Here is a 12,876-nt window from a genome sequence, read left to right as displayed (position 1 = left end):
ATCTACCAGGCTGGCTAAGCCCCTTCGATTTTTAGAGGACAAAAAGCTATGAATTCACAAAAAAAATATCCGCAAAAACTAAGCCTAGAATTTTTTCCGCCGCGCACACCAGCAGGCGTAGAAAAACTCAAAACCGTTATTAATGAATTAGGCGAAATGGCTCCGGAATATATGTCTGTAACCTATGGTGCTGGCGGAACAACTCAAGAAAAAACACTGGAAACGGTCAGCTATATTCAGCAGCACACGCCATTTGACGCAGCGCCTCACCTGACTTGTATCGGTGCCTCAGAAGAAAGTGTTTTGGAACTGTTAAACACTTATGAAGCACTGGGAATCAAGCGTATCGTTGCGCTTCGAGGGGATTTACCTTCTGGCATGATGGATCCAGGCGAATTCAAATATGCCAGTGACCTCATCGCCTTTATCAAACAAGAAAAAGGCGACACCTTCCACCTAGAAGTGGCGGCTTACCCAGAAACACATCCGCAAGCACGCAACTGCGAAGTCGGTATCAAATGGTTCAAGCACAAAGTCAATCAAGGTGCCGATTCAGCTATTACACAATATTTCTACAATGTAGATAGCTACCTTTACTTTATCGACAATTGCGAACGTCACGGAATCGACTTGCCGATCATTCCAGGGGTGATGCCCATCACCAACTATGAAAACCTCGTACGTTTTTCCGAAGGCTGTGGCGCAGAAGTACCGCGCTGGTTGAAGTGTCGTTTAGAAAGTTTTGAGGATGATAAAGAAAGCTTACTGGCATTCGGTCAAGATGTCGTTACCGAAATGTGCCAACGCTTGTTGGATGCTGGTGCACCGGGCATTCATTTTTACAGCATGAACCAAACGCAACCTGTGCTTGATATTGCCAAGTCGTTGACCTTTCGAAACGATTAATTCACTTTAATCATCAAGAGCCTTTTATGAGAGTTTCACGGTTTTATCTTCCCGAAGCCTTTACAGAAGGGGCAACGCTTTCTCTTACAAAAGAACAGGCACATTATGCTTTAACCGTACTTCGTTTAAAGCATGAACGTCCTGTCGAATTATTCGACGGCAAAGGCACGCAAGCACAAGCAACGCTCATCCACACCAGCCGTCGCACCGCGGATGTGCTGATTAACAGTGTTGAAACACCAAACACCGAATCGCCGCTCAAGACCGTATTGCTACAAGGCATCTCCAAAGGCGACCGCATGGATTTCACCATCCAAAAATGTGTGGAGCTCGGCATCACCGATATCCAACCGCTTTGGACACAGCATTGCGATGTGAAATTGCAAGGCGACAAGCTCAGCAAAAAAGAACAGCATTGGCAGGAAATCGCCATCAATGCTTGCGAGCAATCGAACCGAAATGTGGTGCCTACCATTCTGCCAAGCCTGTCGCTTGATGACTGGTTTAAACAAAACCCAAAGATTGCCGGATTGGTTTTAGACCCTTATGCATCACAAAGCCTAAACACCCTTGAAGATAGCTTGGCTAAACAAACGCTACACTTGCTTGTAGGCCCAGAAGGTGGCTTGACTGACGATGAAGTCAAAAACGCACAACAACATGGCATGACACCCATAACACTTGGCCCCCGTATTTTGCGCACCGAAACTGCGGGCATGGCAGTTTTATCCATACTACAAGCCAAATGGGGCGATTTCTAACCCCAGCCTGGCAGATTTTCGTAAAAATAAAGCTAGCAAAATCTACCAGGCTGGGTAAGCAACCCTACAAGCAGTCATGTTATGTTCAGCTTTATCCTGACAGCCTACTATCTGTTCGCGACATGATTGCTTATAATAACCCTCTACTTTTACAGCTCAGAGAAAAGAATGAACTCACAAGTCCCGCATTTACAGACTGCCCAAACTGGCCCGCTTCATCAGCTTGAATCACATTTATTGGGTCACCAAGCACAAATCGAATCTTGGTTTAGAAAACAGTTCAAAGAAACACCGGCACCTTTTTATGCCTCGGTGGACTTACGTAATGCGGGCTATAAGTTAGCTCCAGTAGACACCAACCTATTTCCAGCAGGCTTTAACAACCTTCATCCAGATTTAAAACCTTTGGCTATTCAAGCTGCGCAAAGTGCCGTAACCCAAGCCTGCCCGATTACTGACGGCGTGTTGATCATTCCTGAAAACCATACGCGTAATACCTTCTACCTTGAAAACCTGTGTACGCTACAAGAAATCGTTACCCTGGCTGGTTATGAAGTACATATTGGCAGCATTAATCCTGAAATCACCGAACCAACTGATATTGAGTTACCTTCTGGTAAAACCCTAACGCTTAAACCAATAAAGCGCCAGGATGACCGTGTTGGGGTAGATGATTTTTTCCCTTGTGCGGTATTGTTGAACAACGATTTATCGGCTGGTCGTCCTGAGATTTTGGAAAACATTGACCAAACCTTATTGCCACCTTTGGATTTAGGTTGGGCAAACCGCTACAAAACGCATCACTTTACGCACTACCAAAATGTTGCCGAAGCATTTGCCAACCTAATTGGCATTGACCCTTGGTTGATTAGCCCACTTTCTGTGCAATGCGGCCCTATCAACTACAAAGAACGCACAGGCCTAGAAAGCTTGGCTGAAACCGTTAACCAAGTACTGGAAAAAACGCAAAGCTACTACAAAACCCATGGCATCCCTTGTAAGCCTTTTGCTATCGTTAAATCCGATAGCGGTACTTACGGCATGGCGATCATGTCTGTAAAAGACCCAGAAGATGTGCTCAACCTTAACCGCAAGCAACGTAACAAAATGGCCTCTGCTAAAGAAGGCGCGGTTGCCGAGCAAATGTTGGTTCAAGAAGGTGTTTATACTTACGAAACTTGGGAAGGTGCTGTTGCCGAGCCTGTTGTTTATATGATTCACAATCAAGTGGTTGGTGGTTTTTACCGAGTACATACAGGTAAAACGATAACCGACAACCTCAACTCTCCGGGTATGCACTTTGAACCACTTTCTTTTGATAGCTCTTTAGTTTCACCAGACAAATCTAAAGATTGTGATGCAACGCCTAACCGTTTTTACGCTTATGGCGTAGTGGCAAGATTGGCACTTTTAGCGGCAGCTCGTGAAATTGCCGATGCCAAGCAAAACATCGAAAATGCAAAAAAAGCTTAAAGTTTAAAAAAGGAAAATGACCATGCAAATCAAACTCGGCATTGTTATGGATCCGATTGAAAACATCAAACCCTATAAAGACAGTTCTTTTGCGATGCTGCTTGAAGCGCAACGTAGAGGTTACCAGCTTTTTTATATGCAACCTGAAGACATCTTCCTAAAGAATGGCAAGCCTTACGCCACCACGGCTGAGCTAAAAGTTTGGGATAGAGCAAAATCCGATACCACATCACAATACTTTGGGTTTGGCGCTTCTTATGAAACCGCTTTATCTGATTTGGATATTATCCTAATCCGTCAAGATCCACCTTTTAACAACGACTATCTTTACAGCACGCATATGCTGGAATTGGCTGAAGCCGATGGTGCATTGGTCGTCAATAAGCCACAAACGCTAAGAGACGCCAATGAAAAGCTGTTTGCCAGCTGGTTCCCTGAATGCATTCCTCCAACTTTGGTTTCCGCCAATGCCAATAAAATCAAAGAATTCATTCAAGACCATCAAGATACGATTCTTAAACCTCTAGATGCCATGGGGGGCGCGTCTATTTTCCGCGTTCGAAAAGATGACCCCAACATCAATGTCATTATCGAGACCATGACAGATCATGGTAAACACCACATTATGGCTCAGATTTATTTACCTGAAATTTCAGAAGGCGACAAACGCATTCTATTGGTCAATGGTGAACCTATGCCTTTCGCGCTGGCACGCATTCCTGCACAAGGCGAAACGCGAGGCAATATTGCCGCAGGTGGTACGGGCGTTGGTGTTGCCTTATCTGAACGTGACTATTGGCTTTGCGAACAGATTCGCCTTACACTGCAAGCTAAAGGCTTGCACTTTGTCGGTTTGGATGTGATTGGCGACTACATTACCGAAATCAATGTCACTAGCCCGACTTGTATTCGCGAACTTGATGAACAGTATCAACTGAATATCGCTGGCAACTTGTTTGACCACCTAGAAACCCTCTTAGACAAAACACAATAATGCCGCATTTTTTCCGCTTAGCGCTACTGAGCTTGCTTACCCTTTGGTTAAGTGGCTGCAACCCTTTTGCTGGCAAGCAAGAAGTGGTTCGTCAAACCTTTTATGTATTCGGCACCGCCGTGCATATCGAAATCGTCAATACCCCCAAAGACAAAGCCATGAGCGCGATCAACGCCATTGAAGTCGATTTCAACCACTTCAACCGTGAATGGCATGCCTGGGAAAAAGGCGGCCTGTTAAGCAAGGTGAATGATGCGATTGCACAACATCAATCCATAGTCGTACCGGCAAGCGTGAAAGCCTTTATTGTTAAGTCACAACGTTTATCGAAAGAATCCGATTATCTGTTTGATCCAGGCATCGGCAATTTGCTTAAACTCTGGGGATTCGAGTCTGAAGACTGGCATGGGCCACCACCCTCCCAACAAGCAATTAACCATTGGCTGAAAACGCGCCCCTCCATTGCCGACATCCGTTTTGACGGCAACAAACTCAGCAGTACAAATAGCGAAGTGAAGCTGGATTTTGGCGGTAATGCCAAAGGCTTGGCGCTGGATCGTGCTATCAACACGCTGAAATCCGAAGGAATTGAAAACGCCATCGTCAATATTGGTGGCGATATGCGCATTATCGGCACTAAAGACGGACACGCCTGGAAAATCGGCGTACAAGACCCTAAAGCACCCAGCAATGTCATCGGCATGGTCAAACTGTCTGGTGATGAAAGCATTGTTACCTCTGGATCTTATGAGCGTTTCTTTAAATGGAAAGGCAAAACCTATTCTCACATACTGGATCCAAACACAGGTTATCCCGCTGAGCACTTCCTTTCAGTAACGGTTATCGATAAAGATGCGACAACGGCTGATTCCGCTTCAACCGCCTTAATGGTTGCAGGACCCAAACGCTGGCAAAAAGTTGCCAAGCAAATGGGCATCACCAAAGCCTATCTGGTAGATGATAAAGGTCATGAAATCATTACTGATGCCATGAAGCCCTATTTAACGCTACTTCCTTCTCACAAAACGCCTTAAGGCTTTGCTTAAACAGGTTTTTGAGTAGTGATAGCCAGAATTGTTATAATGCCAACATGACTTCTCTGAACTCCTTCCAGCACCAGATTTTAATCGCCATGCCTTCTTTGGAGGATAGCTGGTTTGAAAAAACCGTGATTTATCTTGCTGAAGACAATCAGCATGGTTCAATGGGGCTGGTCATCAACTTGCCACATAAGCTTAGCGTTGCGCAATTGTTAGAACACTTTAAACTGGAAATTCAAACAGACTCACCCGAACTGGAAAATTCCGTTTTGATGGGCGGACCGGTTGATGTTGAACATGGCTTCATCCTACATAAAGGGGATGCTAACTGGCAAAAATCTATGGAACTACCAGATGGTTTATCCATGACCGTTTCAGAAGACTTACTCAAAGCCATTGCAAAAGGAACTGGACCTGAAAAATTCATTACCTGCCTCGGCTTTTCTGGCTGGGAAAAGGGCCAACTTCAGCAAGAAATTCAGGACAATAGCTGGCTAACCATCCCTTATAACGAATCCCTATTATTCGATGTTCCTATCGAATCCCGCTGGGAAGTCGCCATTCGTACACTGGGAATTTCTCCTGAAAACCTCAGTCTCGACGCGGGGCATGATTAGAATGGCTGAAAAAGCCATTGAAGGACAAGTGCTCGGATTCGACTTCGGGCTCAGACGCATTGGCGTTGCCGTTGGACAAACTATCACCTCTACTGCAAGTCCACTTACCATCGTTAAAAGTCAAGATGGCAAGCCGGACTGGGAAGCCATCACTGAAATTTTTGAACACTGGAAGCCTGCTGCCATTGTGGTTGGCTTGCCCATGAGACTCAATGGTGAAGAACAAGCCTTAACGCAACCAGCACGTAAATTTGGTCAACGCTTAAGTGGACGTTACCATACGCCAGTATTTTTTATTGAAGAGCAGCTCAGCTCAATTGAAGCCGAAAGCCGCCGTAAAAATACAAAACAGCACGTAGATGATCACGCTGCACAAATTATTTTAGAAAATTGGCTAGAATCCCGTTGAGCTTAGGTGACCTTAGGCTACAAAAAACGTACAATAGTCAAAATTTTATACAACACACTACCATCGCAGACAACAAACTAAATACCCAGCCTGGCAGATTTTTGGCAGAGGCGAGTTTAGAGGAACGTTCATGAGACTTTCTACGCCCAATATTCAGCTTAACGAAAAAGGCAAACTCCGCCATTTCTTGACCATTGAAGGTCTAAAGCATCACCACCTCACAGAAATACTAGATGTTGCAGAAAGCTTTATTGACCCTTCAACAGGCGACATCAACAAGCTAGATACCTTGCACGGCAAGGCAATCATGAACCTGTTCTTTGAACCAAGTACTCGCACACTCACCACCTTTGAAATAGCCGAAAAACGTTTGTCTGCTGACGTGGTAAACCTAAACATAGAAACTTCTTCCACTAAAAAAGGTGAAACACTACTCGATACTTTGTGGAACCTGGAAGCGATGCTGGCAGATATGTTTGTGGTTCGCCACAGCGAAAGTGGTGCAGCACACTTTATCGCCAAGCATGTTGCGCCCCACGTTCACATCGTCAACGCAGGTGACGGACAACACGCCCACCCGACTCAAGCCATGTTAGACATGTTCACCATCCGCAAACACAAAGGTGACATCTTCGACCTGAAAGTCGCAATTATTGGTGATGTACAACACTCTCGTGTTGTTCGTTCGCAAATACAGGCACTGAGCATATTAGAAGCAAGAGAAATTCGCGTTATTGGCCCCAAAACACTTATGCCTTCACACCCAGAAGCACTCGGAATTCACGTGTATGACAATGTTGAAGAAGGCTTGGAAGGGGTTGATGTTGTTATCAATGTACGCCTACAAAACGAACGTATGAAAAGTGCGCTTCTACCAAGCGAAAAAGAATTCTTTAATCTCTATGGATTAACCAAAGAGCGTTTGGCATTTGCCAAGCCAGATGCCATTGTCATGCACCCTGGCCCGATTAACCGAGGCGTGGAAATCGACTCAGAAGTAGCCGATGGCGAACAATCCGTTATCCTCGAACAGGTGACCTACGGTATTGCCGTGCGTATGGCGGTAATGGACATCATTTTCCGCAATGCCAAAGAACTTCTAGAAGAAAAACGACAAGCCCTGTTAGATATCAATACGATGGAGACATCAGAATGAGATTGACGGTTGAAAATATCCGCGTCCTAGATCCACAACAGGACATTGATCAAATCACCAATTTTTATGTTTCCAGAGGTCGAATCCTTGCTATAGGCAAAGAAGCACCGGAAGGCTTTGAAGCAGATAGAGTCATTAACGGTACAGGCAAATGGCTAATTCCAGGTCTAGTCGATTTACAAGCTCGACTTGCCGAGCCTGGTAGTCATTACGAAGGGAGCATAGCTTCAGAAACCAAAGCCGCTGTTTCAGGAGGCATTACCACTATTTGCTGCCCGCCGGATACCAATCCTGTCAATGATACGCAAGCTGTTACCGAACTTATTCAACGTCGTGCACGCCAAGCGGCAACGGCATTTGTTTTACCAATCGGTGCGATTACAAAAGGACTAGAGGGCAAACTTTTATCCAATATGGCGGCATTGAAAAATGCAGGCTGTATCGCGCTAAGCCAAGCTAACTCACCAATTCAAAATTCACTAACACTGAAAAACGCCATGGGTTATGCTGCCAGCAATGACATTTTGCTCATGATGCGTTCAGAAAACCATAACTTAAAAAATAATGGTGTTGCGCATAGTGGCGTTGTCAGCTCTCGCCTTGGACTAAACGAAATTCCAGCTTCTGCTGAAACGGCGGCACTGGCTCGTGACCTAATTTTGGTGGAAGAAACGGGCGTACGCGCACATTTTTCTTTAATCTCCACAGCTCGTTCGGTAGAAATGATTGCAGAGGCCAAAAAACGTGGCTTACCCGTAACCTGCGATGTTGCCGCACATCAACTACACCTAACCGAATATGACGTCATGGACTTTGATTCTCTTTTCCACGTCACCCCTCCTCTACGAAGCCATGAAGACAAAGCGGCTTTACGCATGGGATTAAAAGCCGGCGTTATTGATGCGATTGTCAGCGACCATACGCCACTTGATCGCGATAATAAACTCTTGCCTTTTGGTGAAAGTGAGCCTGGCATTAGCAGCCTGGAAACACTACTACCGCTTACCTTAAGACTGGTAGAAGAAGGCGTGCTGGACTTAAATCAAGCCTTAGCGAAAGTGACTAATCATCCTGCAAACATTCTAGGTTTACATCATGGCAGCTTGGAAATGGGTAATTCGGCAGACTTCTGTATCTTTGACCCGGAAACCAACTGGATTTTAGACCGTAATGAAATGATTAGCCGCGGTGATAACTCGCCTTTCAACGGCTGGGAATTCAACGGTATGATTGAAGCTACCTACTTCCAAGGTCGTCCTGTTTATCAAAACAATCCGGTTTAAGGTTAACTGCATTTTCTATGCACCAGAAACCTAAAGGGATATAGACAAATGCATTTGATTTCGCAAACGGAACAAAATGGCGGTTACTGGCTCATCACCCTGCAACTGGATAGCAACACCCTGTTGCCCTTTGGCTACCAACTTCACCTAGACAATCGTCAACCCTTGGCGCTCTTTCAGCAAAAAGAATATGAAGCACAATTTCTATCTTTAGCGCCACTGGATAATGCAGCGGAGTCACTGATAGCGACTTCTCCACCTGGTAATCAAAACACCCCAGCCTGGCAGATTTTATCCAAACAAGTTGCGGATGCGTCTCAAACGGAAAATCCAATATTGTTATTGGCCAAAAACGAAAATATAGCCAACTTACTCCACTTTGCTCAGATGAATGCTCAGCAACATGATTTGATTGCCATACTGGAAGCGACGGATGCATTTCCGTTTATCGTTAAACCTGCCAAGTTTCTATTTGAAGGCTTACCACCGGAAGCCATTGGCGCTTGTCCGTTATTAGAAGACTGGAAAGTGCCGAATCGACTCTGTGCTTTAAACGGATTAATGGGATGCTATGACGGTAGTATCGAAGACATTTTACAAAACTGGAAACCTGATGCGTCTTGGGCAACAATTGACTTCAGAAGTCTGAATAAACCTCTGACCAATTCTTAATAAAACCTGACATTAAAGGGTTTTTAGAGCCCATATTGCGAAAAGCTAAACGCTTGTCGCTATTGGATAAGCACTCTCTAATATTATTGTTTAACATTAGACCCATGACAAGGTTGAGGCTTTGTCTAAACATGTATTTTCATGTTTACACCTCCTTAGTTTAGCCCTCTCGCATATTGAGGGCTTTTTTTATGTAAACTTCTTAGCTCAACTCACCCCTTACCTTTTCCATTGAGATAATCTTCTAAATCCAAATAATGAGAGTCAACTCGTCCCGCTTCGTGTTTTAAGCTCTTTGCTAAGTCTGAAACCATTTTTGCAGCATCACTCTTACATTGAGATTCCACCACACCCAATGCAGCAGCGATCAACATTTCCAGCTCATCAAAATGTTCCTCGGTCATACTCTCAATCACTTCTGGGTCCAACATTCTTTTAAATCGAGTGACCACTTGTGTTGCGTGTCTCTTATAATGCATCTACCCTTCCTCAATCTTCTTGAAAAACTGCTTCCCCACTACTCACAATCAGTGGGTCAACTTCACCGACAATTTCTGCATTTTTTTCGTCATACTCAAACTTACCTAACACAAAACGCATGGCTTCAATTCGAGCACGTTTTTTGTCATTAGATTTCACAACCGTCCAAGGCGCATCAGTAGTATTGGTGTAAAAAAACATATCTTCTTTTGCTTGTGTGTAATCATCCCACCTATCAAGCGATGCCAAATCTATTGGGCTTAATTTCCATTGTTTTAACGGATCATGCTTACGTTCTTTAAAGCGCTTGAGTTGCTCTTTTTGCCCGACTGAAAACCAAAGCTTAATCAAAGTAACACCATCTGCCACAATCAAACGCTCAAACTCCGGTGCCTGATGCATAAACTGGGTGTACTCTAATGGCGTACAAAATCCCATCACTCTTTCAACCCCAGCTCGGTTATACCAAGAGCGGTCAAATAAAACGATTTCTCCAGCAGTTGGCAGGTGTTCTATATAACGCTGAAAATACCATTGCCCCTCTTCTGTTTCAGACGGCTTATCCAATGCTACCACGCGCGCGCCACGGGGGTTTAGGTGTTCCATAAAACGTTTGATGGTTCCACCTTTCCCCGCAGCGTCACGGCCTTCAAACAAGATAACAATACGTTTACCTTCTTGCTTTACCCAACTCTGTAGCTTTAGTAATTCAATTTGTAATGACTGTTTAATTGCTTCGTACTCTTCACGAGGCATCCTTTCGTCATAAGGATAACTGACGTCACTGGATTGTATTTTTTTCATACTTTATTTTCATCCCCTAATCTTGTCATTCTAACCCTAGTATAATGACACCCTAATGAATTTTTTGAATTTAGAAAATAAGCTGTCCTTATAAAGAGCCAACGGGCTAAAACGGAGTTGTTTGACATGAATATTGATAACCCTGAATTACTTGAACGCTATCATAAGGTACTCAACCATATCCGCAAGTTAGATCCTGACCAAAAGGTTTCCCTACTCGCTGTCAGCAAAACTAAACCGATTGAAGACATTATTTGCCTTGCTGAAGCCGGCCAAAAAAGCTTTGGCGAAAACTATCTGCAAGAAGCTCTGACAAAAATCAGTGCGCGCCCAGATTTGGATTGGCATTTTATTGGCCCTATCCAGTCAAACAAAACCAAGCCGATTGCCGAACATTTCAATTGGGTTCACAGCGTAGACCGCCTGAAAATAGCACAACGTTTAAGTAATCAACGCCCGACAAATTTACCACCATTGAAAATACTACTCGAAGTGAATGTGGATGCCGAAGAAAGTAAGTCTGGCTTCACGCCTGACGAAGTCATTTCAGTCGCAGCGGAAATTGCCGAATTGCCGAATTTAGCACTAAGAGGGTTGATGGCGATTCCAGCACACCATGATACTTTAGAAACGCAACGCAGACCCTTTCGTAAAATGCGAGAGTTACTTGAAACCCTTCAACTACAACTACCGGAACAAAACTTAGATACCTTATCAATGGGTATGTCCTCTGATCTGGAAGCTGCTATTTTAGAAGGTGCTACGATTGTACGAATTGGTACCGATATATTTGGCGCACGCGAAGTTAAAAATAACGCATAAAAAAACCAGGCAGAGTTAATACCCAGCCTGGCTGATTTTAATATAAGAGATCAGTATTGCAGAAAAGTTAAAACTTAAGCGTTCACCAAAGGCGTTGTTGTCTCAACTGACGAAGTATTATTCGTGCTCGTTGCGCCACTCACATTGCTTGTTTGGTCTGTAGCATTTGTATTACTTGTTTGATCCACTGTACTTGTCTTAGTTGTTTGATCTGCAGTATTTGTATTAGTTGCTTGATCAGCTTTGCTTGGAGCTGAAGAAATTACAACGCCACTTGGCTGCAAAGTCGTTTCACTTAAAGGTACGCTATTCACTAAGGCATCATGCAATTTCTGCAATCTTTGCAAAATAACGGACTGCGTACCTTCCTCAGGAAAACGCGAGGCTACTACATTAGAAAGCAATTGTTCTGCAACTTTACGCGCATCTTTAAAATGAGAGCTAAGTGTATCAATCGCTTTTTGCATGTTTTGCAAATGCTCAGGCAATGCAGCTACAGAAACGCCATCTTTACTCGCCGCTGAAGAAGCATCCGCCTGAGAAGCTGTTTGGTTTTGGTAAGCCGCAGCTTTCTGATAACTTGCAACATAAGACTGAGTTTGCGTTAAGTTTAGGCTTACGCTCTGTAATTGGCCAAAATCCACATTCAGATCTGAAGCTTTTTGAAAAGCCTTCTCAACATTTCCGTTAAAGAAATGGTTAGCTAACTTATCAATTTGCTGGAAAACACTATGAATGGCTTTCAACTCATCTTGATTCAAATCACCTTTCACAGAAAAACCAAAGCGCTCGTCAAAAGCAGTCAATTCCATTGCACTCGTGCTTTCAAAAGCACGAGAACCTTGTGGCCCTGAGTCAGTACCTTGTTGTTTTTGATATGCTTTATACTCTGAGTATAGCTGACGAAAATCGATACTGACTTTATCCCCTTCTTTCGTGGTTAAGTTCAGTGTCATCGTATTACTATAAGAATACTGAGTTTTTGCTTGTTCGGAGTAACTGGCTTGCTGCAATGCTTTGGATGGTAAAAAACTATCCAATTGTGATGACTTAGGCGCGCCTGCCTTATTATTGTTATCTCCATTCTCTTGACGACTTTTTAGCAAATCTGGAAGTACTGAAGCGTTACGAGCGCTATCAGCCAACAAATTTGCAGCCCTTTCATTTATAGGCAAGATGGAATTTGACATGTCATTGACCTCTTAGTTTAGAACACCTTTTCATCCGAAACACGCAACTTCTCTGTACGAATTTTGGACTCATCTCCTAACTTGGTATTCAAGCATCCATGCTAACGCATATTATTTGATATAAGGGTTATCGGCACATTTTCAAAAACTTAAGATAAATTCAATAGTTTATTTCTTGACACACAAAAAATTTTTATGGAATAAATTAAAAAAACACTATAAAAACTGATGTTATTAGTCAATAATGATTAACGCTTCAATTATCAATT

14 protein-coding genes are annotated in these 12,876 nt (G+C 43.7%); 11 read left to right on the top strand and 3 right to left on the bottom strand.

The genetic code is table 11. From position 1 onward, the window contains the following. Positions 1-48: 48 nt before the first annotated feature. From metF to N745_RS0101775, 10 genes are all read left to right on the top strand, one after another. On the top strand, positions 49-906 hold the full coding sequence (metF, locus tag N745_RS0101820; RefSeq protein WP_024850437.1) for a methylenetetrahydrofolate reductase [NAD(P)H]: 858 nt from the start codon (positions 49-51) through the stop codon (positions 904-906). A gap of 26 nt (positions 907-932) precedes the next feature. After that, positions 933-1,667, top strand: a complete 735-nt coding sequence (locus N745_RS0101815) for a 16S rRNA (uracil(1498)-N(3))-methyltransferase (RefSeq protein ID WP_024850436.1) — start codon at positions 933-935, stop codon at positions 1,665-1,667. A gap of 168 nt (positions 1,668-1,835) precedes the next feature. Beyond that, entirely contained in the window at positions 1,836-3,140 is a 1,305-nt protein-coding gene (gshA, locus tag N745_RS0101810; protein ID WP_024850435.1) for a glutamate--cysteine ligase, read from the top strand. Between the two features lie 22 nt (positions 3,141-3,162). Continuing rightward, positions 3,163-4,134, top strand: coding sequence for a glutathione synthase (gene gshB / locus N745_RS0101805; RefSeq protein WP_024850434.1), 972 nt, complete (start codon positions 3,163-3,165; stop codon positions 4,132-4,134). After that, positions 4,134-5,168: an FAD:protein FMN transferase gene (locus tag N745_RS0101800; RefSeq protein WP_024850433.1), complete on the top strand. Its 1,035-nt coding sequence runs from the start codon at positions 4,134-4,136 to the stop codon at positions 5,166-5,168. Before gshB ends, N745_RS0101800 begins: the two co-directional genes overlap by 1 nt. A 56-nt stretch (positions 5,169-5,224) precedes the next feature. Then, positions 5,225-5,791 carry a YqgE/AlgH family protein gene (locus tag N745_RS0101795; protein WP_051453358.1) on the top strand — a complete coding sequence of 189 codons (567 nt, stop codon included), beginning with the start codon at positions 5,225-5,227 and terminating at the stop codon, positions 5,789-5,791. A gap of 1 nt (position 5,792) precedes the next feature. Then, the gene (ruvX, locus tag N745_RS0101790; protein ID WP_024850431.1) at positions 5,793-6,200 is read left to right on the top strand and encodes a Holliday junction resolvase RuvX; all 408 of its coding nucleotides are present in this window, start codon (positions 5,793-5,795) and stop codon (positions 6,198-6,200) included. Between the two features lie 130 nt (positions 6,201-6,330). Continuing rightward, positions 6,331-7,356 (top strand): aspartate carbamoyltransferase catalytic subunit, encoded by a 1,026-nt coding sequence (locus N745_RS0101785; protein ID WP_024850430.1) that lies wholly within the window; start codon positions 6,331-6,333, stop codon positions 7,354-7,356. Continuing rightward, positions 7,353-8,639: a dihydroorotase gene (locus tag N745_RS0101780; RefSeq protein WP_024850429.1), complete on the top strand. Its 1,287-nt coding sequence runs from the start codon at positions 7,353-7,355 to the stop codon at positions 8,637-8,639. Before N745_RS0101785 ends, N745_RS0101780 begins: the two co-directional genes overlap by 4 nt. Positions 8,640-8,687: 48 nt before the next feature. Further along, positions 8,688-9,311, top strand: coding sequence for a hypothetical protein (locus N745_RS0101775; RefSeq protein WP_024850428.1), 624 nt, complete (start codon positions 8,688-8,690; stop codon positions 9,309-9,311). A 212-nt stretch (positions 9,312-9,523) separates the two neighbouring features. Here N745_RS0101775 and N745_RS11560 read toward each other — a convergent pair whose 3' ends face one another. Together N745_RS11560 and ppk2 are read right to left on the bottom strand one after the other, a co-directional pair. Beyond that, positions 9,524-9,790 (bottom strand): hypothetical protein, encoded by a 267-nt coding sequence (locus N745_RS11560; protein WP_024850427.1) that lies wholly within the window; start codon positions 9,788-9,790, stop codon positions 9,524-9,526. Positions 9,791-9,800: 10 nt separating this feature from the next. Next, a complete protein-coding gene (ppk2, locus tag N745_RS0101765) occupies positions 9,801-10,595 on the bottom strand; it encodes a polyphosphate kinase 2 (protein ID WP_024850426.1) in 795 nt (264 codons plus the stop codon). A gap of 126 nt (positions 10,596-10,721) precedes the next feature. Between ppk2 and N745_RS0101760 the strand changes: the two genes are divergently transcribed. Beyond that, positions 10,722-11,417: a YggS family pyridoxal phosphate-dependent enzyme gene (locus N745_RS0101760; protein WP_084657261.1), complete on the top strand. Its 696-nt coding sequence runs from the start codon at positions 10,722-10,724 to the stop codon at positions 11,415-11,417. A gap of 74 nt (positions 11,418-11,491) precedes the next feature. Here the strand turns inward: N745_RS0101760 and N745_RS11555 are convergent, their stop codons facing one another. Beyond that, positions 11,492-12,607 (bottom strand): hypothetical protein, encoded by a 1,116-nt coding sequence (locus N745_RS11555; protein WP_024850424.1) that lies wholly within the window; start codon positions 12,605-12,607, stop codon positions 11,492-11,494. Between the last annotated feature and the right edge of the window lie 269 nt (positions 12,608-12,876).

The sequence above is a fragment of the Hydrogenovibrio kuenenii DSM 12350 genome, from assembly GCF_000526715.1.
Taxonomy (GTDB): Bacteria; Pseudomonadota; Gammaproteobacteria; order Thiomicrospirales; family Thiomicrospiraceae; genus Hydrogenovibrio; species Hydrogenovibrio kuenenii.
The sequence above is the reverse complement of the archived record's forward strand: the minus strand, read 5'-3'. Positions and strand labels throughout refer to the sequence as shown.